21 protein-coding genes are annotated in these 24,758 nt (G+C 63.0%); 6 read left to right on the forward strand and 15 right to left on the reverse strand.

Annotated features, from left to right (window positions below; all coding sequences use genetic code 11):
* Positions 1–4: 4 nt before the first annotated feature.
* Genes DSC91_RS07190 through DSC91_RS07200 form a run of 3 tightly spaced genes read right to left on the reverse strand, consistent with a single transcriptional unit; the run spans position 5 to position 2,857 of the window.
* Positions 5–541, reverse strand: a complete 537-nt coding sequence (locus DSC91_RS07190; protein ID WP_115777491.1) for a DUF5943 domain-containing protein — start codon at positions 539–541, stop codon at positions 5–7.
* A 51-nt stretch (positions 542–592) separates the two neighbouring features.
* Entirely contained in the window at positions 593–1,564 is a 972-nt protein-coding gene (locus DSC91_RS07195; RefSeq protein ID WP_012426939.1) for a dipeptidase, read from the reverse strand.
* A gap of 18 nt (positions 1,565–1,582) precedes the next feature.
* The gene (locus DSC91_RS07200; RefSeq protein ID WP_115777492.1) at positions 1,583–2,857 is read right to left on the reverse strand and encodes a serine hydroxymethyltransferase; all 1,275 of its coding nucleotides are present in this window, start codon (positions 2,855–2,857) and stop codon (positions 1,583–1,585) included.
* A gap of 467 nt (positions 2,858–3,324) precedes the next feature.
* Between DSC91_RS07200 and DSC91_RS07205 the strand changes: the two genes are divergently transcribed.
* The gene (locus tag DSC91_RS07205; protein ID WP_115777493.1) at positions 3,325–4,320 is read left to right on the forward strand and encodes a GlxA family transcriptional regulator; all 996 of its coding nucleotides are present in this window, start codon (positions 3,325–3,327) and stop codon (positions 4,318–4,320) included.
* A gap of 173 nt (positions 4,321–4,493) precedes the next feature.
* Here DSC91_RS07205 and fdhA read toward each other — a convergent pair whose 3' ends face one another.
* From fdhA to DSC91_RS07220, 3 genes are all read right to left on the reverse strand, one after another.
* Positions 4,494–5,693: a formaldehyde dehydrogenase, glutathione-independent gene (gene fdhA / locus DSC91_RS07210; RefSeq protein ID WP_115777494.1), complete on the reverse strand. Its 1,200-nt coding sequence runs from the start codon at positions 5,691–5,693 to the stop codon at positions 4,494–4,496.
* Positions 5,694–5,908: 215 nt separating this feature from the next.
* Positions 5,909–6,277, reverse strand: a complete 369-nt coding sequence (locus DSC91_RS07215) for a VOC family protein (protein WP_115777495.1) — start codon at positions 6,275–6,277, stop codon at positions 5,909–5,911.
* Positions 6,278–6,282: 5 nt separating this feature from the next.
* On the reverse strand, positions 6,283–7,359 hold the full coding sequence (locus DSC91_RS07220) for a zinc-binding dehydrogenase (protein WP_115777496.1): 1,077 nt from the start codon (positions 7,357–7,359) through the stop codon (positions 6,283–6,285).
* Positions 7,360–7,476: 117 nt separating this feature from the next.
* Between DSC91_RS07220 and DSC91_RS07225 the strand changes: the two genes are divergently transcribed.
* The 4 genes from DSC91_RS07225 (at position 7,477) to betA (ending at position 12,390) form a co-directional block, all read left to right on the forward strand.
* Complete coding sequence (locus DSC91_RS07225) at positions 7,477–8,403, forward strand: AraC family transcriptional regulator (protein ID WP_115777497.1); 927 nt, start codon at positions 7,477–7,479, stop codon at positions 8,401–8,403.
* Positions 8,404–8,594: 191 nt separating this feature from the next.
* On the forward strand, positions 8,595–9,182 hold the full coding sequence (betI, locus tag DSC91_RS07230; RefSeq protein ID WP_115779734.1) for a transcriptional regulator BetI: 588 nt from the start codon (positions 8,595–8,597) through the stop codon (positions 9,180–9,182).
* A gap of 40 nt (positions 9,183–9,222) precedes the next feature.
* Complete coding sequence (gene betB / locus DSC91_RS07235; protein ID WP_115777498.1) at positions 9,223–10,692, forward strand: betaine-aldehyde dehydrogenase; 1,470 nt, start codon at positions 9,223–9,225, stop codon at positions 10,690–10,692.
* Positions 10,693–10,704: 12 nt separating this feature from the next.
* Positions 10,705–12,390 carry a choline dehydrogenase gene (betA, locus tag DSC91_RS07240; RefSeq protein WP_115777499.1) on the forward strand — a complete coding sequence of 562 codons (1,686 nt, stop codon included), beginning with the start codon at positions 10,705–10,707 and terminating at the stop codon, positions 12,388–12,390.
* A 152-nt stretch (positions 12,391–12,542) separates the two neighbouring features.
* Here the strand turns inward: betA and DSC91_RS07245 are convergent, their stop codons facing one another.
* From DSC91_RS07245 to DSC91_RS07275, 7 genes are all read right to left on the reverse strand, one after another.
* Positions 12,543–13,961 carry an MFS transporter gene (locus DSC91_RS07245; protein WP_115777500.1) on the reverse strand — a complete coding sequence of 473 codons (1,419 nt, stop codon included), beginning with the start codon at positions 13,959–13,961 and terminating at the stop codon, positions 12,543–12,545.
* A gap of 163 nt (positions 13,962–14,124) precedes the next feature.
* A complete protein-coding gene (locus DSC91_RS07250; RefSeq protein WP_115777501.1) occupies positions 14,125–14,388 on the reverse strand; it encodes an SET domain-containing protein in 264 nt (87 codons plus the stop codon).
* A gap of 60 nt (positions 14,389–14,448) precedes the next feature.
* Complete coding sequence (locus DSC91_RS07255) at positions 14,449–15,105, reverse strand: sarcosine oxidase subunit gamma (protein ID WP_115777502.1); 657 nt, start codon at positions 15,103–15,105, stop codon at positions 14,449–14,451.
* Positions 15,095–18,097 carry a sarcosine oxidase subunit alpha family protein gene (locus DSC91_RS07260; RefSeq protein ID WP_115777503.1) on the reverse strand — a complete coding sequence of 1,001 codons (3,003 nt, stop codon included), beginning with the start codon at positions 18,095–18,097 and terminating at the stop codon, positions 15,095–15,097. Before DSC91_RS07260 ends, DSC91_RS07255 begins: the two co-directional genes overlap by 11 nt.
* A complete protein-coding gene (locus tag DSC91_RS07265) occupies positions 18,094–18,420 on the reverse strand; it encodes a sarcosine oxidase subunit delta (protein ID WP_115777504.1) in 327 nt (108 codons plus the stop codon). The genes DSC91_RS07260 and DSC91_RS07265 overlap by 4 nt, the downstream gene beginning before the upstream one ends.
* Positions 18,421–18,442: 22 nt before the next feature.
* On the reverse strand, positions 18,443–19,687 hold the full coding sequence (locus DSC91_RS07270; RefSeq protein WP_115777505.1) for a sarcosine oxidase subunit beta family protein: 1,245 nt from the start codon (positions 19,685–19,687) through the stop codon (positions 18,443–18,445).
* A 46-nt stretch (positions 19,688–19,733) separates the two neighbouring features.
* Positions 19,734–21,128 carry an L-serine ammonia-lyase gene (locus DSC91_RS07275; protein WP_115777506.1) on the reverse strand — a complete coding sequence of 465 codons (1,395 nt, stop codon included), beginning with the start codon at positions 21,126–21,128 and terminating at the stop codon, positions 19,734–19,736.
* Between the two features lie 328 nt (positions 21,129–21,456).
* Here DSC91_RS07275 and DSC91_RS07280 point away from each other — a divergent pair, with 328 nt between their 5' ends.
* Complete coding sequence (locus DSC91_RS07280) at positions 21,457–22,539, forward strand: GlxA family transcriptional regulator (RefSeq protein ID WP_115777507.1); 1,083 nt, start codon at positions 21,457–21,459, stop codon at positions 22,537–22,539.
* 158 nt (positions 22,540–22,697) lie between these two features.
* On the opposite strand, the gene DSC91_RS07285 is transcribed toward DSC91_RS07280, so the two are convergent.
* Both DSC91_RS07285 and DSC91_RS07290 read right to left on the reverse strand, forming a co-directional pair.
* Complete coding sequence (locus DSC91_RS07285; RefSeq protein ID WP_115777508.1) at positions 22,698–23,633, reverse strand: choline ABC transporter substrate-binding protein; 936 nt, start codon at positions 23,631–23,633, stop codon at positions 22,698–22,700.
* A gap of 123 nt (positions 23,634–23,756) precedes the next feature.
* Complete coding sequence (locus DSC91_RS07290) at positions 23,757–24,758, reverse strand: GlxA family transcriptional regulator (protein WP_115777509.1); 1,002 nt, start codon at positions 24,756–24,758, stop codon at positions 23,757–23,759.

Consider the following 24,758-nt stretch of genomic DNA (forward strand, 5'->3'; position numbering starts at 1 on the left):
GTCGTTACGACGCGAGCGGCGACACTTCGAACACGCAGTGCTCGTGGCCTTCGGCCGCGCAGCGCGCTTCCTGCGAATGGGACGGCGGGCCCTTGCGCTGTCCGTCCGGCGCGGTGTCGTTGACCCAGTCCATCGCGCCCGCGAACCAGCCGGCGAACATGTAGCACAGCTTGCCTTCCTTGCCCGGCTGCGCGAGCACGAACGACGAGTGGTGCAATTCAATGCGGGCACGCGAGCTGGACGGATCGGCTTCCGTGATCGTGAAGAGGCCCCAGCCGCGTTGCGACAGGCGATTCAGGTAATGCTCGAATACCGCCATGCCGGTAATGCCGTGCTGTTTCGATTCCTTGTCGCACCAGAAATACGCGGACTTGTAGCCGGCCTTGTAGAGAATCTCGGCGTAGGTGTCGCGGCCGAGCGCTTCCTCGACGGCGGTGTGATTGTTCGTGAAGAAGTGACGCGGCACGTAGAGCATGGGCAGCGCGTCGGTCGTCCAGACGCCGGTATTCGGATCGACGTCGATAGGCAGTTGGGGTTGCATGTGGAGGCTCCGTTTTTTATGGATTCAGGTTCGGTTTCAGTGAGTAGGGAATCAGACCTTCCACACTTCGCCGAACACGCGTACCCAGTTCTCACCCATGATCTTCTTGATGCGCGTCTCGCTCCAGCCGGCGCGCTCCATCGCGGCCGTCAGGTTCGGAAACTCGCCGATGGTGCGGATGCCTTCCGGATTCACCACCTTGCCGAAGTTCGTCAGCTGACGATAACGGCCTTTGTCGTGCGTGATCCAGTCGAAGAACTCGGTGCTGTAGCCTTGCGTGAAGTCCGTGCCGATGCCGACCTGGTCCTCACCGATCAGGTTCACCACATATTCGATCGCTTCGATATAGTCTTCGACAGTCGCGTCCGCGCCGCGCTTCAGGAACGGAGCGAACATCGTCACGCCGACGAAACCGCCTGCATCGGCGATCTCTTTCAGTTGCTCATCGCTCTTGTTGCGCGGATGCTCTTTCAGCCCCGACGGGCAGCAATGCGAATAGCACACCGGCTTGTTCGACGCCGCGATCGCTTCGGATGAAGTCTTGCCGCCCACGTGCGAGAGATCGACCATGATGCCGACGCGGTTCATCTCCTGAATCACTTCGCGGCCATAGCCCGACAGACCGCCGTCGCGTTCATAGCAGCCCGTGCCGACCAGGTTTTGCGTGTTGTAGCAAAGCTGGACCACGTTCACGCCGAGGTCCTTGAAGGCCTCGATATAGCCGAGGTTGTCTTCGAACGCATGCGCGTTCTGGAAACCGAAAATGATGCCGGTCTTGTTCTCTTTCTTCGCGCGGAAGATGTCGTCGGTGGTGCGCACGAGCGTCAGGATCTCGCCGTATTCGCGGATCTGCTGCTTCATCTCCGCGATGTTGTCGACGGTCTTCTGGAAGCTTTCCCAGACCGACACCGTGCAGTTCACCGCGGTCACGCCGCCCTTGCGCATGTCTTCGAACACCGAGCGCTCGAACTTCGAAATGTTCAGACCGTCGATGATGATGCTGTTGTCGTGCAATGTGCTCATCGTTTGCTCCAGGCGTGCTTAGTAGATGGGAAAGCGTTCGCACAGCGCGAAAATCTCGCGGCGCACGCGTTGTTCGGTTGCGGCATGGCCTTCCGGGTGGTCGCGCAGCGCGTCGAGCACCTCGACGATCAGCCGCCCGACTTCGCGGAACTCGCCCACGCCGAAACCACGCGTGGTGCCCGCCGGCGTGCCGAGACGAACGCCGGACGTGACCGTCGGCTTCTCGGTGTCGAAAGGAATGCCGTTCTTGTTGCAGGTGATGCCCGCGCGTTCCAGCGCCTGCTCGACCTGATTGCCTTTGAGGCCCTTCGGACGAAGATCGACCAGCAGCAGATGGTTGTCCGTGCCGCCCGTGACCAGATCGACGCCGCCGGCTTTCAGTACTTCGCCGAGTGCCTGCGCGTTGGCCAGCACGTTGTCGATGTAGGTCCTGAAGCCCGGTTGCAGCGCTTCGCCGAACGCCACCGCCTTGCCGGCGATCACATGCATCAGCGGGCCGCCCTGCAAGCCCGGAAACACGGCGGAGTTGATCTTTTTGGCGATGTCTTCGTCATTCGTCAGCACAAAGCCGCCGCGCGGACCGCGCAGCGTCTTGTGCGTGGTCGAGGTGACGACGTGTGCATGCTCGACCGGATTCTGATGGCGGCCCGCCGCGATAATCCCGGCGATGTGCGCCATATCCACCATCAGCTTCGCGCCCACGCCGTCGGCGATCGCGCGCAGCCGTGCGAAATCCAGTGCGCGCGGGTAAGCCGAGAAGCCGGCGATCAGCAGCGCCGGTTTGTGCTGCTGCGCGAGTTCCTCGATCTGCTCGTAATCGATCAGCATCGTGTCGCGATTCACGCCGTATTGAACCGCGTTGAACCACTTGCCCGACATCGCCGGCCTGGCGCCGTGAGTCAGGTGGCCGCCCGCATCGAGCGACATGCCGAGCACCGTGTCGCCCGGCTTCGCCAGGGCAAGCATCACCGCGCCGTTGGCCTGCGCGCCGGAATGCGGCTGCACGTTGGCGAATTTCGCATTGAAGAGCTGCTTGATGCGATCGAGCGCGAGCGTTTCGATCACGTCGGCGTATTCACAACCGCCGTAATAGCGCTTGCCCGGATACCCTTCCGCGTACTTGTTGGTCAGCACCGAGCCCTGCGCTTCGAGCACCGCGCGCGATACGATGTTTTCCGACGCGATCAGTTCGACTTGCGACTGCTGGCGCTCCAGCTCTTTCAAAATGGCGCCGCGCACCGCCGCGTCACGCGTGGCCAGCGATTCTTCGAAGAAAGGATTCGGGTTCGACATGGAAGGTCCGTGGGGTGGTTGGCGAAGGACCGGAAGCGGCGATCAAGCGGGCTACGAAGCGGGCTGCTGATCGGGCTGTGAAGCCCTGCTGCCACCGGTCTGCATTGCGTCTATTCTTGACTCTTGCCCCGCGCGCCAATTTATGAATTCAGACGCGTTCTTTGCCTTTTCCGCCATGAGCGACCTTTTTCGACAAGTCGCGTGAGAAGTCGCGACGCGTGGTTTCGAACGATCGTTAGCCGTTCACACTCATGCTGCACTGCAGCTGATCGCTGTGCGCAGTTCGGGTGCGCGTGCGGGCGCTGGCGGCGCTGTTCTGGTGCTGTTTGTCCGGCGATCCGGCCTTATCGATGGACGACCGAGGGTTTAGCCTGATGGCACGTTAGTTGCGCTAGTCCTCAAAATTGAGAAAGTCGCCGCGCCCGATGGCGACGCGACATTACAGATTCGAAGGAATCATTTCCCCCATGTCCACCGATCGCACGGCGTCGCTGTCGCACTTCGCATTCATGCCGGTGCCGAACTTCACGATGATCGCGTTCACCAACGCGATCGAAGTGCTCCGCATGGCGAACTACCTGACGGGACAAACGCTTTACCGCTGGTCGATCGTGAGCCCCGACGGCGGTCCGGTGACAGCGAGCAACGGCCTCTCGGTCGATACCGGTCCGGTCGAATGTGTCGGTCAGCCGGATATCGTGTTCGTGGTCGGCGGCATCGACGTGCAGCGCGCCACGACCCCTGCCCATCTTTCCGCCTTGCGCCGCTTCGCCCGCATGGGTTGCGTGCTCGGCAGCCTGTGCACCGGCACCTATGCGCTGGCGCGCGCCGGCTTGCTGGCCGGTTATGCGTGTGCGATTCACTGGGAGAACATGTCGGCGCTCAAGGAAGAGTTTCCCGACACGCGCTTTCTGAAAGAACTGTTCGTGATCGATCGCGATCGCGTCACGTGCACGGGCGGCGTCGCGCCGCTCGATATGATGCTCAACCTGATTACGCCGCGAGTCGGCACGGCGCGGGTCACGCAGATCGCCGAACAGTTCATCGTCGAACATGTGCGCGATAACAGCGCGCAACAGAAAATGCCGCTGGTCGCGCGGCTCGGCTCGGCCAACAAGTCGCTCTTCGAAGTGATCTCGCTGATGGAGAACAATATCGAAGAGCCGCTCTCGCGCGAAGAACTCGCGCGGCTCGCCGGCATGTCGCAACGGCAATTGCAGCGCCTGTTCCGCGAACATCTGGGGATGACACCCACGCATTACTATCTGACGCTGCGCTTGCGGCGCGCCCGCGAGTTGCTGCTGCAGACCGATATGTCGATCATGCATATTACGATGGCTTGCGGCTTCCAGTCGGCCTGCCACTTCTCGAAGAGCTATCGCGACGCGTTCGGCACCGCGCCGACGCGCGAACGGCGCAAGCAGGCGCCTTCGCTGGCCGCGGTGCCTGTGCTGGCCGCTTGATCCGGCTTGATCCGGTTTGATCCGGCTTGATCTGATTACCCTGCCGTCTGGAGACATAACGCGTTGAACGGGACACCGCTCAACGCGTACGTTGCGGCCACGTTGTTCAGCCTCGCGTAACGATCTTCAGCAAGGACCGCAAATGCGGCCCTTGTCGCGGTCTTTGTTACGCCTCAAGCCGCCTTCAACAACCCGTGCGGGTCGATCACAAACTTCCTCGGCGCACCGCCATCGAACTGCCGGTAGCCTTCCGGCGCTTCGTCGAGCGAGACCACCGTCACGTTGACGATGTCGGCAATCGGCAACCGGTCCCACAGGATCGCCTGCATCAGATTGTGGTTGTACTTCATCACCGGCGTCTGCCCGGTATGGAACGAATGCGACTTCGCCCAGCCGAGCCCGAAGCGGATGCTCAGGCTGCCTTTTCGGGCGGCGGCATCGGTGGCGCCCGGATCGTCCGTCACGTACAGGCCCGGAATGCCGATCGCGCCGGCGGCCCGGGTGATTTCCATCAGCGAATTGAGGACCGTGGCCGGCGCTTCCTCATGCGAGCCGCTGCTGCCGTGGCCGTGCGCCTCGAAACCGACGCAGTCCACCGCGCAATCCACCTCGGGCTTGCCGAGAATCTGTTCGATCTGCTCGCCGAGCGTCGCGTCCTTCGAGAGATCGATGGTCTGGAAGCCCATCTTGCGCGCATGCGCGAGACGCGCCTCGTTCATGTCGCCGACGATCGTGCAGGCCGCGCCCAGCAGGCGCGCGGAAGCAGCCGCTGCCATTCCCACCGGCCCCGCGCCTGCGATATAGACAGTCGCGCCCGGCTTCACGCCCGCCATTACCGCGCCGTGATAGCCGGTCGGCAGAATGTCGGACAGGCAGGTCAGGTCGCGGATTTTCGCCATCGCCTGAGCGTAGTCGGGGAACTTCAGCAAATTGAAATCCGCGTACGGCACCAGCACGTACTCGGCCTGGCCGCCGATCCAGCCGCCCATGTCGACGTAGCCATAAGCCCCGCCGGCCCGCGACGGGTTCACGTTCAGGCACACGCCCGTGTGCTGCGCCTTGCAGGTCGGACAACGTCCGCAAGCAACGTTGAACGGCACCGACACGAGGTCGCCGATCTTCAACGTTTCAACGTCGCGGCCCACTTCGATCACTTCGCCGGTGATCTCGTGACCGAGTACCAGTCCGATCTCCGCGGTTGTCCGGCCGCGCACCATGTGCTGGTCGGAGCCGCAAATATTCGTGCTGACCACCTTCAGAATCACGCCGTGGCCGATTGACCGGCCACGCGGATCGACCATCTTCGGAAAGTCGATCGACTGCACTTCCACCTTGCCCTGCCCTAGATACACGACGCCGCGATTGCTGCTCATTTGTCTGTCTCCATGTCTCGTGAGCGGCGCGCCTGACTCGACGTGACGCGCCGTTCAACGAGCGTAGCGCCCTCGGAAACAAAGGACATGCACGGAACACGACACCGGTTTGGCCGGAACCGACATGCGAGATGCAACCCGCATGGGCGGTGGCCCGGATTCGTCAAATTCGCGCTCAGCGTGTCCGGTCGTCGTCGCTGTTGCTGTTGCCGTGCCTACGTGCTCCCATGCGCTTCGTAGTATTCGACGACGAGTCCATCCGGATGGCGTGCAGTCAGGTTGCGACCGCCCGGCGCCTCGCGTGGTTCATGCAGCATGACCGCGCCGTTCGCCCGCAGCCACGACGCAAATTCGTCGAGAGAATCGACCATGAACACCGCCTGTGCGTCGCGCACAGGCGCCAATGCCTCAGCGCTTCCCGCGAGCAGAATGCACTCGCCGACGATCGCGACCTCGATACCAGCCTGGTCGAGCCTGATTCTTCGCTCGCACGACGTGCGCTGAACGGTTTCGTAGAAAACGATGGTGCGCTCCAGTTCGCCTGGCGCGACGTACAGACGAAAAGCCTTCCTGATGACCTGCATGACCTCTATGCCCTGTGATCGATGACGACACATTCAAAGTTGCCAGCCGTAGCCGCGGCGTCCATGGCTGCCGGTAGTGCCGCCAGCGGATAGACGAGCGCATGCAGCGCGTCGATGCCGAGCTGTCCGCCGCGAACGAGATCGAGCAGACGCCGGTACGCGTCTCGTGGATACATGAACTGGCCAAGAATTTCCCAGCCGTTCAGCATGACTTCGGTATAGGGAAGCGGCAGCGGGACGCTCATGCTGCCCATCAGGACGAGCCTGCCGCCCTGAGCGAGGCCGCTCAGCGCGGCAAGTGTCAGGTTCGGGTCACGGGCGTTGCCGACCATGTCGAAGACAATATGCGCACCGCCATTTGCCGCCGCACGTATCGCCTGCGTATCGGCGGCTACGTTGCCGGTCGCCGCCACCGTGATCACGCGGCCGCCGCCGAGCTTCGCGACAGACTCGAGCGCCTGCGCATTCCTGCCCACCGCGACGGCGCGGCTCGCCCCCATCGCCAGCGCGACGAGCACGGCGGCGCTGCCATACGCGCCCGTGGCGCCCGATACGATGAGGGTCTCTCCCGCCGCGAGACGCCCGCGCAGCAAACCGCCGAACGGCACGATACAGCGCATCGTCAACGCGAGCTGCACGGCACTGAATTGCGGCAGATCGTCGACCGGTGTCACCGCGCTCGCGGGAAAGGACGCATATTCGGCGAGCGTGCCGTCGGGCCAATCGGCCTGCACGCGATGGCCGACCGACCCGTTTGCCGTCACGCCAATCAGAATCTGCGCCGGCTCCCGCACGTTTTCCTGCGCGACGAAATGCGACGACAGGACGACGCGTTGCCCCGGCTGCAGATGCCACACGTCGCGGCCCACCGCATGCACGACGCCCACGCCGTTGCCGCCGGGTATGAATGGCTGCGGCGGCGCGTGATAGATCGGCAGCTTGCCGTCGACATAGTCCTTCATGTACGACATCAACGACGACGCTTCGATGCGAACCACAACGCCGCCGGCGCGCGGCTCCGGAACAGGCCTATCGGTCAGGCTCAAGGTCCCGCCGAGCCGCTCAAGTTGCCAGGCTTTCATGAATAGGTTCTCCGAGATTCAAACGGTGTATTCCATACAGGATTGACGCTATGATCCCGCCAACAAACCATCGTTTCTATAATTGAAGCACCTTGATTTCTATTAGATCGTACATTTATGGACGCACTTTCCGATGTGCTTTCCATGCTGCGGGTGAGCAGCGTGTTGTCGTCCCGCTTCGAAGGACGCGGCGCGTGGGCCTTCCGTTTTCCCGCGTATCAGGGGATCAAGTTCGGCGGCGTGCTGTCGGGGCGATTTCACCTGTGGATCGTCGGCAGCAAAACGCCTTTGACGCTCGAACAGGGCGATTTCTACATGCTCACGGACGGCCAGCCGTTCTGTTCGGCGAGCGACCCCGAGCGCGAGCCGCTCGACGGACCGGCAATTTATCGCAGCATTCGTGGCGCGGACGGCGTGGTGCGCTATCAGGGCGACGGCGATCACGAACGGCTGAGTCTCGCAAGCGGCCGCTTCACGTTCGAGAACGACGTCACGGAGATTCTGCTCAGGCATCTGCCGCCGCTGATCCATCTTCGTGCGGCGGAGCTGGGCTCGCACGCGCTGTCGCGCATCCTCGACCTGCTCGAATGGGAAACGAACGGCGTGCATGCCGGTGCGGATGTCGCAAGCAGCAGTCTCGCCGCGCTGGTTCTCGTTCACGCGCTACGCGCGTACCTGGCGTCAACGCCGCAACCCGAGGGCTGGCTCGGCGCGTTGGCCGATCCGAAGATTGGCAGCGCCTTGGCGATGATGCATGCGCAGCCCGGCGAACGCTGGACCGTCGAGAGTCTCGCGTTAGCGGTGGGCATGTCGCGCACCGCGTTTGCGACGCGCTTTCGCCGCCAGGTGGGCAGCGCGCCGCTCGACTACCTCGCCCGGTGGCGCATGACGATTGCCCGATCGGCGCTCAAGCACTCGGACGAACCGTTGACGGAGATTGCGTCGCGAATCGGCTATCTGTCGGACACGGCGTTCAGCATCGCGTTCAAGCGCTCGACTGGACAGAGCCCCGGACGATTCCGTGCGCTTAGCCGTGAGGCGTGAGGCGGAAGACTAAGACCATTCGTTCAACAACGGCGTAATTCTTGCTGAAATACGGCGGTCCAGATCGCACGGATGCGCTTGTGATTTCACCGGCGTATCCAGTTTTTATTGATTGACCGTTCAATATAAAAAAACTAATATGGCCCATCGAACACTTGGGTGGCCTGCCTGCGCCCGCCACCTCCAGCACCATGCCCAAACTCGGAATGCGCGAAATCCGCCGCGCCCAGCTGATCGACGCAACCCTGCTGACCATCGACCAGACCGGCCTGGCCGGTGCGACGCTCGCCTCGGTCGCGCAGCGCGCGAGCATTTCCACCGGCATCGTCAGTCACTATTTCGGCGACAAGGACGGATTGCTCGAAGCCACCATGCGCCACGTGCTGCGAGACCTCTGGCAGGCCACGTCGAAACGGCGCCGTGCGGCAAAGGCGGATCCTCGCTCGAAACTGCGCGCAGTCGTGGCTGCGAATTTCGACGCCGAGCAGACCAGCGGCCCGGTCATGAAAACGTGGCTCGCATTCTGGTCGGAAAGCATGCACAAGCCGCAATTGCGGCGGCTTCAATACGTGAACACACGGCGTTTGAACTCGAACCTGTGCGCGGATTTTTCGAAAGCGTTGCCGCGTGCGGCGGCGCGTCGTGCCGCGAGCGGTCTGGCGGCGTTGATCGACGGACTGTGGCTGCGCGGCGCGTTGTCCGGCGAGCCCTTCGATACGAAGGCTGCCCTGCGCGTGGCAAACGAATACATCGATCTGGTGCTGGAAGCGCGCAACTAGAACGCAACCAGACCGGCACATCTTCAGAAAGGAGCAAGTCATGGCGGTATTCGCAACGCAACGTCTCTATATAGGCGGCGCCTACGTCGACGCAACCAGTGGCGAGACTTTCGACACGCTCGACCCCGCCACCGGCGAAACGCTTGCCACGGTGCAACAAGCCTCGGCGGCCGACGTCGATCGCGCGGTGCAATCCGCACGCGACGGCCAACGCGAGTGGGCCGCGCTCACGGCGATGCAGCGTTCGCGCATCCTGCGCTGCGCGGTCGAGATCCTGCGCGCGCGCAATGACGAACTCGCCGCACTCGAAACGCGCGACACCGGCAAGGCGATCGCGGAGACCCGGGCGGTCGATATCGTCACGGGTGCGGACGTGATCGAGTACTACGCGGGCCTTGCTACCGCGATTGAAGGACAACAGATTCCGTTGCGGCCGTCGTCCTTTGTTTACACGCGGCGTGAACCGCTTGGCGTGTGTGCCGGAATCGGCGCATGGAACTATCCGATCCAGATTGCGTGCTGGAAATCGGCGCCCGCGTTGGCAGCCGGCAACGCGATGATCTTCAAGCCGAGCGAAATCACGCCACTGTCCGCGTTGAAGCTCGCCGAGATTTACACGGAAGCCGGTGTACCGGCCGGCGTGTTCAACGTCGTGCAAGGCGATGGACGCGTGGGCGCGATGCTCGCCGCGCATCCGGACATCGAGAAGATTTCGTTCACCGGCGGCGTCGAAACGGGCAAGAAGGTGATGTCGCTGGCGGGCGCCTCGTCGCTGAAAGAGGTGACGATGGAACTGGGCGGCAAGTCCCCCCTGCTCGTCTTCGACGATGCCAACCTCGAACGCGCCGCCGACATCGCGATGAGCGCCAACTTCTTCAGCTCCGGCCAGGTCTGTACGAACGGCACACGTGTCTTCGTGCAGCGTAGCGTGCTGGAACGGTTCGAGACGCTTGTACTGGAACGCGTCAAGCGGATTCGCGTCGGTGCGCCCACTGACGCCGACACCAATTTCGGCCCGCTGGTCAGCGCCGCGCAACTGCAGAAAGTGCTCGGCTACATTGAAAGGGGCGTGCAGGAAGGCGCGCGGCTCATTGCCGGCGGCAAGCGGCTGACGCAAGGCCACTTCGGCAGCGGTCAATATGTCGAGCCGACGGTTTTCACCGGCTGCCACGACGAGATGCGTATCGTGCGCGAGGAAATCTTCGGCCCGGTAATGAGCATCCTTGTTTTCGACGACGAAGACGAAGCGATCTCGCGTGCAAATAACACCGCATATGGACTCGCCGCCGGCGTTGTCACCGAGAACCTGGCGCGCGCCCATCGCGTGATTCATCGGCTCGAAGCGGGTATCTGCTGGATCAATACGTGGGGCGAATCGCCCGCGGAAATGCCGGTGGGCGGCTACAAGCAATCGGGGGTCGGCCGTGAGAACGGCATCACCACCCTCGAACACTACACGCGCATCAAGTCCGTGCAGGTCGAGCTCGGCCCGTATCAACCGGTGTTCTAAGGAGAGGTGGCGATGGCTTCGAACGAATACGACTACATCGTCGTCGGCGCGGGTTCGGCAGGCAACGTGCTCGCCTCGCGCCTGACCGAAGACGCGGACGTGACCGTGCTGCTCCTCGAAGCAGGCGGTCCCGACTACCGTTTCGATTTCCGCACGCAGATGCCCGCGGCCCTCGCCTATCCGCTGCAGGGGCGGCGCTACAACTGGGCATACGAAACCGACCCCGAGCCGCATATGAACAACCGCCGCATGGAGTGCGGACGCGGCAAGGGGCTCGGCGGTTCGTCGCTGATCAACGGCATGTGCTACATCCGCGGCAATGCGCTCGATTACGACGGCTGGGCCGCGCGCTCCGGGCTGGAAAACTGGACTTATCTGGATTGCCTGCCGTACTTCCGCAAAGCCGAAACGCGTGATGTGGGCGCGAACGCGTATCACGGCGGCGACGGCCCCGTTCACGTAACGACGAGCAAACCCGGCAACAATCCCTTGTTCGCGGCGATGGTCGAGGCCGGTGTGCAAGCAGGTTTTCCCCGTACCGACGACCTGAACGGCTATCAGCAGGAAGGCTTCGGTCCGATGGACCGCACGGTCACGGCGAACGGCAGACGCGCCAGCACCGCACGCGGCTATCTGGATCGCGCGAAGACGCGTCCGAATCTGACCATCGTGACGCATGCCATGACCGATCGCGTGCTGTTCTCCGCCAGGCGTGCGATCGGTGTCGCGTATCTGCATCATGGCAGCGCCATGACGGCGCATGCCCGCCGCGAAGTGCTGGTGTGCAGCGGCGCGATTGCCTCGCCGCAATTGCTGCAGCGCTCGGGCGTGGGCCGTTCGACGTGGCTGCGCGAACTCGACGTGCCGCTCGTGCACGATCTGCCGGGTGTGGGCGAAAACCTGCAGGACCATCTGGAGATGTATATCCAGTACGAATGCAAGGAGCCGGTTTCGCTGTATCCGGCGCTGCAATGGTGGAATCAGCCTGCCATTGGGCTTGAATGGATGCTGAACGGCACCGGTATCGGCGCGAGCAATCAGTTCGAAGCGGGCGGCTTCATCCGTACGCGCGACGACGATCTGTGGCCGAACATCCAGTATCACTTCCTGCCCGTCGCGATCAACTACAACGGTTCCAACGCGATCAGGATGCATGGCTTCCAGGCACATGTCGGCTCGATGCGTTCGCCAAGCCGCGGCCGTGTGAAGCTCACGTCACGCGATCCTGCCGCGCATCCGAGCATCCTGTTCAATTACATGGCCGATCCGCTCGACTGGCGTGAATTCCGCGACGGCATCCGCATCACACGCGAGATCATGCGGCAGCCGGCGCTCGAACGCTATCGCGGCAGGGAGCTGAACCCGGGCGCGGAATTGACGACGGATGAACAGCTCGATGCGTTCGTGCGAATGCGCGCGGAGACGGCATTTCATCCGTCGTGCTCGTGCAAGATGGGCTATGACGATATGGCGGTGGTGGATAACGAAGGCCGCGTGCATGGACTCGATGCGCTGCGCGTCGTCGATGCGTCGATCATGCCGCAGATCACAACCGGCAATCTGAACGCGCCGACGATCATGCTCGCGGAGAAGATCGCCGATCGGATTCGCGGACGGGATGCGCTGGCGCGGGTGGAGACGCCTTACTTCGTGGCGAATGGCGCGGCGTCGAGGAAACGCGAAGCGGCAGCGGTCTAATACACGCCGGGTCGAACCCCATGCCAACAAAAAAGCCGCGATAAATTCGCGGCTTTTCTACACCCTGATCAACTGATAAGTACTCAACGCACGCGGGACTTGACGGTCCAGAAGCGTCTTACTCCGCGCGATCCAACGGGTCCCCGAGGCATTCACTCACGCGCCGGACTCAACACCCCGCGCGCGTCCGATTCAACTGCCTCGGACACCAGGGTCTCCAGCGCCAGCCCACGCGTCTCGATTCCCATGATCCACACCGCCGCGGCCGCGATCACGAAACACATCGCGCCGAGCGAAAACACGCCGCCTTGCCCGAACATCGGCAGCACGACACCGACCACATAAGGTCCGATCAAGGAGCCCACCCGGCCAATCGCCGATGCAAAACCTGATCCCGTAGCCCGTGCTCCCGTGCCATAAAGCTCGGGTGTATACGTGTAAAGCGCCGCCCACATCGCAAACATGAAGAACTGCATGGCGAGTCCGGCGCAGATCAACAGCGTCGGCGTTTGCGCGTGCAGCGCGGTTTGTCCGTAGACATAGGCCATCACCGCGCTGCCGGCCAGCGACGCGACACAGGTCGGTTTGCGTCCCCAACGTTCGATGAGCCACGCTGCGCAGATGAATCCAGGAATCCCGCCGAGCGAGATCAGCACGGTATACAGCACCGATTTCGTCACCGCAAAGCCCGCTTGCTGCATCAATGCACCGAGCCACGACGTCAGCCCATAAAATCCGAGCAAGGCGAAGAACCACAGCGTCCACACCATGATCGTGCGACGCCGGTACGCGACGCTCCAGATCTCGCGGAACGCACCCGCGCCTTTCGCGGCCGGCGGTTCCTGCAGCATCACTGGCGTGGGCAACTGGCTCAGGCCGGCCGCTTTCATCACCTTCACCTCGACTTCCGCGAGAATCTTGTCCGCTTCGGCAAGGTGTCCGCGATGTTCCAGCCAGCGCGGCGATTCCGGCACCACGCGGCGCACGATCAGCACGAACAAGGCGGGAATCGCCAGCAGCGCAAACTCAGTGCGCCACCCGAACGCCGGCAAGACGAAATACGACACTACGCCCGCCGTAATAAACCCGAGCGGCCAGAAGCCATCCATCAGCGCGATCAAGCGTCCGCGTGACGCAGCAGGTACGAATTCGGACAAAAGCGCCTGCGCAATGGGAAATTCCATGCCCATGCCGATGCCCAGCAGCACGCGATAGAAAATCAGCGCCTCGACACTCTGCGCGGTCGAGCAGAGATACGATGCGAGTCCCCACAACACCATGCTCCACTGAAACACGGGGCGCCGTCCGAAGCGATCAGCCAGCAATCCGGCAACGGCTGCGCCGATCACCATGCCGAAGAAGCTCGCGCTTGCAACCAGCCCCGCCGTCGCGGTCGACAGATGGAATTCGCTCTTGATCGAGCCGAGCACGAAGGTCATCGTGCCGAGATCGATCGAATCGAAAAAGAACGCGAGCGCGATGATGATGAAAATGGTCCGGTGATAGGCGGAGAACGGCAGTCGCTCGAGTCTGGCGGCTGCGCTCGCGCGAGTCTGAAAAGCAGTAGACATGTCATTCCCTCTTTGATGTGGCGTGTGCGGCGAGTGCCGCGCGGACGCTCCGGTCAGTGCAATTCAGTAGACGCCGACATAAATCGGCCACATAGAAGAAATACGTCATGGGGATGGAACGGAGTCGTCGTTCCGGCCGCTCGGGTGCCTTATTTCTGGTGACTTACGGTCGCAACCGGGCACGCGCAGCACCGGCAATGCGCGCAAGCGCATCCGCGCTCAAACGCGCGGCGATTTTCTCGACGTATTCGTGATGCCGCGACTGCAGCGGTGCGCCCAGCTGCTGCGCGAGGAGATAGCGGATCAGCGCGATGCGCCGGTGCCGCAACTCGATGCTCTGATCGAGCAGCGCGAGCGCGGCGTGGGCGTCGCCGTGATGGCATGCGCGCTCGGTGAGGCGCGCGGTGGCTAGACGTGTCGACGTCATGTCAGTCGGCGGCCGGGAGAGCCGCGAGCGGTGTTTCGGCAAGACACCGCTCGCTGCCGCTCACGACATCAGCGGCTCGGCCGCATCGAGCATCATCTTGACGAAGTAGTCCGCAAAACTGCGGCGCACGACGATGTCGAAACTGTCCGCGCCGGTGGGCAACAGCGTCATCGACGCCTTGAAGTAGTGACTCTGCGCGCACTGCCCTTCGCCGAACAGTTTCGGATGCAGATCGAGCGGGCAACCGCGCGCCAGCACTTCACGCGTACGCGTGCCGCTGATGTCGAGCACCGTATAGCCGCTGCCGATATCCACCGCCGACGCGAACACGCCCGCAAATGCCGCGCCGAGCTTCGCCTGCAACGGCGCGGTCCGGGTTGCGTCGTGCGCCGTTGCCGAGCGCACCAGCCACTCGTCGGGACCGAGCCACAGCATGTCGTAGCCATTGCCGCGCGCAATCGTGTTCGCCTTCTCGGGCGGCCGGCAACCGATCACGCTTTCCACCGCGCTCACGAACGCTGCATCGCGCGTGTCGCCACGCACATTCACGAGTTCGAGAAACGGCCGCTCGCTCAATCTGAAGGCTGCCGACGCCGTCGCCTGATGCTTCTTCAGCAGCGCATCCGCTCCCACCAGCGGCGACTCCTGCCACACGCCCGTTTGCTCGCCGACAGCGCGATTCACCGCCGACACCGCCCCTCTAGTTTCATTCCACATGTTGACGTGCTCCTTCGCTGTCGTAGAACACCGAGCTGGTGACCTTTGCAGCAATCTGCTTGCCGCTCGCGAGCGGAATCGTGACCGTTTCGCCGATCTTGTCGAGACCGCCCTTCACCACCGCCATCGCAATCGAGCGCTTCAGGATCGGGCTGTAATAGCTCGACGTGACGTGGCCGAGCATCGGTGCGGTATCGCCCTGGAACGGACCGGCGACGATTTGCGAGCCTTCGGGGATCACGAACGACGGATCGTCCGCGAGCAGCCCGACCAGTTGCTTGCGCCCCGCCTTCGCGGTGTCCGACCGCGTCAACGAACGCTTGCCGAGAAAGTCTTTCGACTTCGCGACCAGCCCGCCCATGCCGAGATCGTACGGCGTCATCGAACCGTCTGTATCCTGACCGACGATGATGTAGCCCTTCTCGGCACGCAGCACGTGCATGGTTTCCGTGCCATACGGCGTGATGTCGAATTCCGCGCCCGCGGCCATCAGCGCTTCCCATACCGCACGGCCGACGTTCGCCGGGACGTTCACTTCATACGCGAGTTCGCCGGAGAAGCTGATCCGCATCACGCGCGATGCCGCCCCCGCCACAGTGCCTTCGCGATAGCTCATGAACGGGAAGGCTGCATTTGCGAAGTCGATGTCGTGGCAGACTTTCTGCAGAACCTTGCGGCTGTTCGGCCCGACCACGGCAAACGTCGCCCAATGATCCGTGACGGACGCGAGGCGCACGCGCATGTCCGGCCACTCGGTCTGCAGCCAGCGTTCGAGCCACGTGAGCACGCGTGCCGCGCCGCCTGTGGTGGTGGTCATCATGTAGTGCTGGTCGGCGAGACGCACGGTCACGCCGTCGTCGAAGATCATGCCGTTTTCGTCGAGCATCAGGCCGTAGCGGCACTTGCCGACTTCCAGTTTGCTCCACGGATTCGTGTAGACCCAGTTCAGCAGCTTCGCCGCATCGGGACCCTGAATGTCGATCTTGCCGAGCGTCGAGGCATCGAGAATACCGACGCTCGTGCGTACCGCCAGCGATTCACGCGCCACTGCCGCATGCATGTCCTCGCCGGGCTTCGCGAAGTACCACGGACGCTTCCAGTTGCCGACGTCCTCGAACGCAGCGCCGTTTTCCACGTGCCATTCGTGCACCGCGGTCTTGCGCACCGGATCGAGAAACTCGCCGAGTTCGCGGCCCGCAAACGTGCCGAACGTAACCGGCGTGTAGTTCGGACGGAAGGTCGTGGTACCGGTCTCGGGAATCGTCTTACCGAGCGCTTGCGCCAGAATCGCCATGCCGTTGATGTTGCCGAGCTTGCCCTGATCGGTGCCGAAGCCCATCGCGGTATAGCGCTTCACGTGCTCGACCGATTCGAAACCTTCGCGCGCCGCGAGGAAAATATCGGCCGCCGACACGTCGTTCTGGAAGTCGACGAACTGCTTCGGCCCGCGCGTCGCGAGTTCGCGTCCGCCGACGAGCCACAGCGGTTGCATCTTCGCTTCGGTAATCTCGGCCACCTGCACCGGATTCGGCCGCGCAACGATATGGCCCGCTGCACGCGCCGCCTCGACGCCGGCGTCGATCGCAAAGCGAATCCCCTGGCCCAGCGTGAAATCGCCGGCGCACGCGCCAACGCTCGTCTCCGCCTGCATCGCCTTGCCCGGCACGAAGCAGGCCTTGTCGTCATGCCAATGCGCCTTGCCGCCCGACTGCGCGAACAGGTGCAGCACCGGACTCCAGCCGCCGGACATCGCGAGCAGATCGCAAGGCAGCGCGCCCTGCTTCGCACCGACCTGTCCGTTCGAATACGACGCTACATCGACCGAGGCGACCCGCAGCTTGCCCTGTGCCGCGGTCACGACCACGCCGTTCATCACCTTGACGCCGTAGCGCCGTGCCAGCGCGGGCAGCGTGCCCTTCGATTCGCCGGCGCGCGGATCGACGACCGTCACCTGGGCGCCGGCCGCTTTCAGATCGAGCGCGCATTGATAACCGTCGTCGTTGTTCGTGAACACCACGGCATTGCGGCCCGGCAGCACCGCATAGCGATGCAGATAGGTCGACACAGCCGAAGCCAGCATCACGCCGGGCAGATCGTTGTTGCCGAACACGATCGGCCGCTCATGCGCGCCGGTGGCGAGAATCACGCGTTTCGCGCGGATCTTCCACATCAGTTCGCGCGTGCCCTTTCGCTGCGACACCGGCAGATGCTCGGTGAGCCGCTGCGTGACGGTGACGAGGTTATGGTCCTGGTAACCGAATGCGGTGCTGCGGCACAGGATCTTCACGTCCGGCATCTGCCGCAGTTCGTCCTCGATCTTGTGAACCCATTGCAGCGCCGGCTTGCCGTCGATCTCCGCGCGGCACGACAGCAGCGAGCCGCCGAGTTCCGGCTGATCGTCGATCAGCGTCACGCGTGCGCCGGACAATGCCGCCGCATGTGCCGCCGCCAGACCCGTCGGGCCGCCGCCGACCACCAGCACGTCGCAATGCGCAAAGCACTTGTCGTAGCGGTCCGCATCGGTTTGCTCGGGCGCCTTGCCGAGACCGGCCGCGTCGCGGATCACTTCTTCATACTTCGGCCAGAACTTGCGCGGCCACATGAAGGTCTTGTAGTAGAAGCCCGCCGGAATGAAGCGCGCGAACTTCTGATTGATCGCCATGCGGTCTTTTTCGATGCTCGGCTTCGCGTTGACGCTGGTCGCGACGAGCCCCTGATACAACTCCACTTCGGTCGCGCGTGCGTTGGGCACCGTGTATGCGCCGGTTTCGAGCTGCACGACCGCATTCGGCTCTTCCACACCCGCCGTCACGATGCCGCGCGGCCGATGGTACTTCCAGCTGCGCGCCACGAAGTGCTCACCGTTCGCGAGCAGCGCGGACGCCAGCGTGTCGCCCTGATAGCCCTGATACTTGCGCCCGTTGAACGTGAAGTTCAGTACGATCGCGCGGTTGATGCGCCCGCCGCTGGGGAGTCGGTCTTTCTGGCTCATGGTGCCTTGCCCTCGTGTGCCTTGTCTTGCGCGTTAGCCTCATTGCTGTTCATCGTCAGCAGCGGACGTTCGAACGTCTCGTAGCCTTGAATCTCGTAGCTCACCGTGTCGCGCTGCGCCTTGAACCAGCGGCGGCAGCCTTGCGTATGCATCCATTGCTCGCGATGCACGCCGCGCGGATTCTTGCGCATGAACAGGTAGTCGCCCCATTCCTTGTCGGTGAGTTTTTCGGTGTCGAGCGGACGCGCGATGTCCGCTTCGCCGCCGCAGGAAAATTCGGTTTCGGCGCGTGGCCCGCACCAGGGGCATTCGATCAGCAGCATCTGGGATTCCTCGGCATCAGCATTAGTGGGCAACGGCGGCGGCGCCGTGTTCGTCGATCAGGTGACCGGTATAGAAACGGTCCAGCGAGAACGGCGCGTTCAGCGGATGCGGCTCGTCCCTCGCGATCGTGTGCGCATAGGCCCAGCCCGACCCGGGCGTCGCCTTGAAACCACCCGTGCCCCAGCCGCAATTGAAATAAAGCCCCTTCACGTCGGTCTTGCTGATGATCGGGCACGCATCCGGCGACACGTCCACGATGCCGCCCCACTGGCGGTTCATCCGCACGCGCGAGAACACCGGGAACATTTCGACGATCGCCTCGAGCGTGCCTTCAATAATATGAAAACTGCCACGCTGGCCAAAGCCCGTGTATTGATCGACGCCCGCGCCGATCACGAGATCGCCCTTGTCGGACTGGCTGATGTACGCGTGCACCGCGTTCGACATCACCACCGTGTTGACCACCGGCTTGATCGGCTCGGACACCAATGCCTGCAGCGGATGGCTTTCCAACGGCAGACGGATGCCGGCCATATCGGCGAGCGTGGACGTGTTGCCCGCCGCCACCACGGCGACCTTCTTCGCCTTGATGAAACCCTTGGTGGTATCCACGCCGACCACCTGGCTGCCGTCGCGGCGAATCCCCGTGACCTGGCAGTTCTGCACGATGTCGACGCCGGCCTGATCCGCGCCGCGCGCAAAACCCCAGGCCACCGCGTCGTGCCGCGCCACACCGCCACGGCGTTGAATCGACGCCCCGAGCACCGGGTAGCGGCTGTTCAGATTGATGGTCGGCTCGATTTCCTTGATCTGCTCCGGCGTGAGGAATTCGGCATCCACGCCGTTCAGCCGGTTTGCGTTCACGCGACGCTCGGTGTCGCGCACGTCCTGCAACGTGTGCGCAAGATTCATCACGCCGCGCTGGCTGAACATCACGTTGTAGTTGAGGTCCTGCGACAGACCTTCCCACAGCTTCATCGCCTTTTCGTAGAGCGCGGCCGACTCGTCCCACAGATAGTTCGAGCGCACGATGGTCGTATTGCGCGCGGTATTGCCGCCGCCGATCCAGCCCTTCTCCAGCACGGCGATATTGCGCACGCCATGCTCCTTCGCGAGGTAATAGGCAGTGGCGAGACCATGCCCGCCGCCGCCGACGATCACGACGTCGTACTCACGTTTAGGCTCGGGGCTCTTCCACTGACGCTCCCAGTTCTCGTGATACGACATCCCGTTGCGCAACAGGCTGAATATCGAATAGCGGCTCATTGTCGGTCCTTTGGGTCCTGTTGGTACGCTTTGCTTCCTGACTCGTTCAGCATTCGATGACGTTCACGGCGAGTCCACCGCGCGACGTCTCCTTGTATTTGGTCTTCATGTCCGCGCCGGTTTCGCGCATCGTCTTGATCACGTTGTCGAGCGACACGTAGTGCTGGCCGTCGCCCTTCATCGCCATGCGCGCCGCGTTCAGCGCCTTGATCGCGCCCATCGCGTTACGCTCGATGCACGGAATCTGCACGAGCCCGCCGACCGGGTCGCAGGTCATGCCGAGGTTGTGCTCCATGCCGATTTCGGCCGCGTTTTCGACTTGCGTCGGCGTGCCGCCCATCACGGCGGCAAGCGCGGCCGCGGCCATCGAGCACGCGACGCCCACCTCGCCCTGGCAGCCCACTTCGGCGCCCGAGATCGAGGCGGTTTCCTTGTAGATGATGCCGATCGCGGCGGCCGTCAGCAGGAAGGTGACGATGCCCTCGTCGTTCGACGCATGCATGAACTTCACGTAGTAGTGCAGCACCGCGGGAATCACACCCGCCGCGCCGTTGGTCGGCGCCGTGACGACGCGCCCGCCGGCGGCGTTTTCCTCGTTCACGGCCATCGCGTAGAGATTGACCCAGTCGAGCATCGACAGCGGGTCGCGCAGCGACTCTTCCGAGCGCGAACGCAATTGCGCGCACAGGTCGGCCGCGCGGCGCTTCACGTGCATCGGGCCGGGCAATTCGCCACGCACCTTGCAGCCGCGTTCGACGCAGGCGGACATGACGCGCCAGATCGCCAGCAGGCCTGCGCGCACCTCCTGTTCGCTTCTCGACGCGCATTCGTTGCGCAGCGTGACTTCTGCAATCGACAAACCGGTTTCGCGGCACACGCGCATCAGATCGTCGCCGGTGCGGAACGGATACGGCACGTCGGCGCCGGCGCGCAGGCCGTTGACGCGGTCGCCTTCGCGATTGATCACAAAACCGCCGCCGATCGAGTAATACTCTTTCTCCACCAGCAGTTGGCCGTTTTCGTCGAAGGCCTGAAAACGCATGCCGTTCGGATGCACGACGCTCGAGCCCGGGGCGCCCGGCATCAGCTTGCGAAAGAAGCCGAGGTGGTCGCGCTCGTCGAATTTGACCGGATGCTTGCCGAGCAGCAGCAGTTGCTTCGTTTCGCGAATCGATTGCAGGCGCGGTTCGATCACGTCCGGGTCGATCAGATCGGGCAGATTGCCTTCGAGACCGAGCAGCACCGCCTTGTCCGTGCCGTGCCCCTTGCCGGTCGCGCCGAGCGAGCCAAACAGCTCGACCTTGACGCGGCGCACGAAGCCCAGCAGATTCGCATCTTCGATATGCGAGGCGAAGCGGCACGCAGCGATCATCGGCCCGACGGTGTGCGAGCTGGAAGGACCGATACCGATCTTGAACAGATCGAAGACGCTGACGTTCATGACGTGCCTTATACGTTGCGATGCCTGGTTGCCGGGTTTGGCGGGTGTGGCTTGAGCTAGCCCCTATTGCACCGCACGTCAAATTGAACCGATAGAATAAAAACGGCATGACAGTGGGATAGTGGCGTCAAGCGGGCCGCGCCCCAAGCGCGGCGGCGGATTTGCGATGAGTTCTGACGCATTTGCGACAGGCGCGAATGTTGCGGCTGGCGATGCTGACGCCACGGCTGAATAGCCCCCAACGAATCGCCCGATCATTGGCCTGACAAGGCGGCCGCCATCCCCAGTGCTATGCTTGAATCAACCCTTTCCCTTGCTGGCTGCATGCATGAATTCCGCTGAACCGCTTCCCCTTCAATCTATCGACGGCACCTCGAAGCAGCGCATCCGCTTCGGCATCATCCTGCTGCCGAACTTCACGCTGACGGCGTTCTCGGGTTTCGTCGACCTGCTGCGCCTGTCCGCGGATGAAGGCGACTTCAGCAAGCCCGTGCGCTGCTCGTGGAGCGTGATAGGGGAAACCCTCGCTCCGGTGCGCGCGAGTTGTGGCATCCAGATCACGCCGTGGGAAACGTTCGACAACGCCGAACCCTTCGACTACGTCGTGGTGGTGGGCGGCCTGCTGCATTCCGGGCCGGCCGCGAGCGATGCGACGCTCGCCTTCATCCGCCGAGCCGCCGCCACCGATGCAACGCTGGTCGGCATGTGCACCGGCGTGTTCTCGCTGATGCGCGCGGGCGTGCTGGAAGGTCACCGCATCTGCGTGAGCTGGTTTCACTACTGGGATTTCATCGAGCGCTTTCCGGCCGTCAATGAGGAAGCGCTGGTGGCGGACCGGCTGTTCGTGATCGACCGTCGGCGCATTACCTGTTCGGGTGGACGGGCATCGATCGACGTGGCGGCCGCGATTCTGTTGCGCCACTTCGAAACGGCCACCGTGCAAAAGGCGCTGCGCATCCTGCTGGTGGACGATATGCAGAAGGGCAACGCGCCTCAGCCGCATCCGCCGGGGTTGGCGCCCGCCGCGCATCCGAAGGTGAAGCGCGCGATTCTGCTGATGGAGCAGCATGTGGGGCGATCGTTGTCGCTCGATGAACTGGCGCGCAAGCTCGATCTGTCGCCCCGTCAGCTTGAACGGCTCTTTAAGGCGCAAACCGGCAAGGCGCCGCAGGCGTATGCGAAGCAGGTGCGTTTGCGCACCGCGGCCTGGTTGTTGACGAGTTCGGATAAAACCGTGGCGGATATCGCGTCGAGTTGCGGCTTTTCCGATGCCTCGCATCTGGGCCGCGAATTCCGCAAGCAGTTCGGCCTGCCGCCGATGATGTACCGCGAACAACGCGGGACGGCGGCTGAAGTCGATGACGGCTCAGGCTATGACGAAACTTTCCCGGGGCGGGCTCAGGCGATCTGAGCGCGGCGTTTGCTGGTTTGTTGTCCGGGTTTTGCGGCCCGGGTTCGATGGATGAAGCGACGGGTCAGCGTTCGATGGTTGAAACCAAGGGTTGGCTTTTGCAGCCCCGCCTTCGTGCCGCCGAAGCGGCGCGAAGGCGAAACCCCAACCCTCAAACGTTACTTCCCTGCGACATAAGCCTTCACTGCCGGCAACCCATCCTTGCCATCGAAGGTCTTCACGCCCGCGAGCCACTTGTCGAGCACAGCCGGATTCGCCTTCAGCCAATCCTTCGCCGCCTTGTTCGGATCGGTCTTGTTCATGATCGGCAGCATCACGTGGTTCTCGATATCGGTCGTGAATTGCAGATTCGACACGAGCTTCGCGACGTTCGGGCAGCGCGCCGAGTAGTCGCTCGGCGTGACGGTCAACACTTTGGCTTCGCCGTAGTTGGGGCCGAACACGTCGTCGCCGCCGGACAGATAATCGATCTTCATCTGCACGTTCATCGGATGCGGTTCCCAGCCGAGGAACACGATCGCCTTCTTGTCGCGAACCGCGCGATTCACTTCGACCAGCATGCCCGCCTCGCTCGACTCCACCAGCTTGAACTTGCCAAGGCCGTACTGGTTGCTGTCGATCATCTTCTTGATCAGCGCATTGCCGTCGTTACCCGGTTCGATGCCGTAGATCTTGCCGTCGAGCTTGTCGTAGTTCTTCGCGATGTCGGCAAAGGTTTTGATGCCCGCCTGATACGCGTAGTCCGGCACGGCCAGCGTGTATTTCGCCCCGGTCAGGTTCGGCGTGGGCAGCACGGTGAGCTGGCCGGCCTTTTTGAACGGATCGATCATCGGGTCCATGGTCGGCGACCAGTAGCCGAGGAACACATCGATCTGCTTGCTCTTCACACCCGCGAAGGTGATCGGCACCGAAGCGATGGTCTTGGTCGGCTTGTAGCCGAGCCCTTCGAGCACGGTCGAAGCGAGACCGGTCGTCGCCGCGATATCGGTCCAACCGACGTCGGCGAACCGGACGGCCCGGCAGGTGGCAGGTTCCGCAGCAAGGACAGACGACACCGACAGCGCGCACAACGACGCAGCCCACAAACGTTTCATGGCATTCCCCCAGGGTAATTGATGCTTCAGTGGTTTTGTAAGGCGGATTTTCCAGGCGCGATGTCTTGCGCCGACTTCATTGACGTCAGCTCACTTGCGTAAGCGTCACTGCTGCAGCCTCTTTCACGCAGACAGCCGTCGCTCGACGCTCGGCGCATGACCGAACTGCGCGCGGTAAGCCTTGCTGAAATGACACGGCGAATGAAAGCCGCACACCGTAGTGACTCGCGCGATCGACGCATCCGTATTGCGCAGCAGTTCTCGCGCCCGACGCAAACGCAGGGTCAGGTAATAGTGCGTCGGCGACACGCTCAGGAACATCTTGAACATCCGCTGCAAATGACGTTGCGACAGATGCACGAGCCGCGCGAGTTCATCGAGCGATAGCGGCTCCTCGATATTCGCTTCCATCAGGCGCACGACTTCGATCAATTCCGCTCGCGAGAAGCCGACCCGCGCGTCGACGGGAATATGCTGATAATCGGTCGAGCCGCGAATCCGCTCGACGATGAACTGCTCGGACACTTGCGCCGCCACTGCATGGCCGAGGCGCATGCCGACCAGGTTGAGCATCAGATCGAGCGGCGCGGTGCCGCCGGTGCAGGTCATCCGGTCGCGGTCGATCACGAACAGTTCGTCGGCGAAACGCACATGCGGGTAACTCTTGTGCAACGGCGACATGTCTTCCCAATGCACGGTACAGCGATAACCGTCGAGCAGGTTCGCCGCCAGCAGCGCGTACGGTCCCGTGCAAATGCCGCCAAGCGGAATGCCTTTCGACGCAACGTCCTGCAGCAATGCGATGACCGTATCGCCGACATAGTCACGCACATGCCAGCCGGCGCAGACGATCAGCACGTCCGGCATGCCGGCCTCGGCGAGCGTCGTGGTCGGCTTCACCGTGATGCCGTTGCTCGCTCGCGCCGGCTCGCCGTCCGGTGTGATCACCGACCACGTGTAGTGCTGCGCGCGGCCCACGTAGTTGGCCATGCGCAACACCTCGACCGCGCTCGTGAACGCGATCATCGAAAAGTTCGGCAGCGTCAGAAAGCCGAAATGCGCGAGCCCGGACAGCGGCGAATCGGATGGGGCCTCGACAACGGGAGAGATCGCATCGCGCTTCAT

Source organism: Paraburkholderia caffeinilytica, from assembly GCF_003368325.1.
In the GTDB taxonomy this organism is placed as follows: Bacteria; Pseudomonadota; Gammaproteobacteria; order Burkholderiales; family Burkholderiaceae; genus Paraburkholderia; species Paraburkholderia caffeinilytica.

Bases quoted from the DNA above. Each gene is read 5' to 3' on its own strand.
- DSC91_RS07190 (WP_115777491.1), bottom strand. From the start codon at position 541: ATGCAACCCCAACTGCCTATCGACGTCGATCCGAATACCGGCGTCTGG.
- DSC91_RS07195 (WP_012426939.1), bottom strand. From the start codon at position 1,564: ATGAGCACATTGCACGACAACAGCATCATCATCGACGGTCTGAACATT.
- DSC91_RS07200 (WP_115777492.1), bottom strand. From the start codon at position 2,857: ATGTCGAACCCGAATCCTTTCTTCGAAGAATCGCTGGCCACGCGTGAC.
- DSC91_RS07205 (WP_115777493.1), top strand. From the start codon at position 3,325: ATGTCCACCGATCGCACGGCGTCGCTGTCGCACTTCGCATTCATGCCG.
- fdhA (WP_115777494.1), bottom strand. From the start codon at position 5,693: ATGAGCAGCAATCGCGGCGTCGTGTATCTAGGGCAGGGCAAGGTGGAA.
- DSC91_RS07215 (WP_115777495.1), bottom strand. From the start codon at position 6,277: ATGCAGGTCATCAGGAAGGCTTTTCGTCTGTACGTCGCGCCAGGCGAA.
- DSC91_RS07220 (WP_115777496.1), bottom strand. From the start codon at position 7,359: ATGAAAGCCTGGCAACTTGAGCGGCTCGGCGGGACCTTGAGCCTGACC.
- DSC91_RS07225 (WP_115777497.1), top strand. From the start codon at position 7,477: ATGGACGCACTTTCCGATGTGCTTTCCATGCTGCGGGTGAGCAGCGTG.
- betI (WP_115779734.1), top strand. From the start codon at position 8,595: ATGCCCAAACTCGGAATGCGCGAAATCCGCCGCGCCCAGCTGATCGAC.
- betB (WP_115777498.1), top strand. From the start codon at position 9,223: ATGGCGGTATTCGCAACGCAACGTCTCTATATAGGCGGCGCCTACGTC.
- betA (WP_115777499.1), top strand. From the start codon at position 10,705: ATGGCTTCGAACGAATACGACTACATCGTCGTCGGCGCGGGTTCGGCA.
- DSC91_RS07245 (WP_115777500.1), bottom strand. From the start codon at position 13,961: ATGTCTACTGCTTTTCAGACTCGCGCGAGCGCAGCCGCCAGACTCGAG.
- DSC91_RS07250 (WP_115777501.1), bottom strand. From the start codon at position 14,388: ATGACGTCGACACGTCTAGCCACCGCGCGCCTCACCGAGCGCGCATGC.
- DSC91_RS07255 (WP_115777502.1), bottom strand. From the start codon at position 15,105: ATGTGGAATGAAACTAGAGGGGCGGTGTCGGCGGTGAATCGCGCTGTC.
- DSC91_RS07260 (WP_115777503.1), bottom strand. From the start codon at position 18,097: ATGAGCCAGAAAGACCGACTCCCCAGCGGCGGGCGCATCAACCGCGCG.
- DSC91_RS07265 (WP_115777504.1), bottom strand. From the start codon at position 18,420: ATGCTGCTGATCGAATGCCCCTGGTGCGGGCCACGCGCCGAAACCGAA.
- DSC91_RS07270 (WP_115777505.1), bottom strand. From the start codon at position 19,687: ATGAGCCGCTATTCGATATTCAGCCTGTTGCGCAACGGGATGTCGTAT.
- DSC91_RS07275 (WP_115777506.1), bottom strand. From the start codon at position 21,128: ATGAACGTCAGCGTCTTCGATCTGTTCAAGATCGGTATCGGTCCTTCC.
- DSC91_RS07280 (WP_115777507.1), top strand. From the start codon at position 21,457: ATGAATTCCGCTGAACCGCTTCCCCTTCAATCTATCGACGGCACCTCG.
- DSC91_RS07285 (WP_115777508.1), bottom strand. From the start codon at position 23,633: ATGAAACGTTTGTGGGCTGCGTCGTTGTGCGCGCTGTCGGTGTCGTCT.
- DSC91_RS07290 (WP_115777509.1), bottom strand. From the start codon at position 24,758: ATGAAGCGCGATGCGATCTCTCCCGTTGTCGAGGCCCCATCCGATTCG.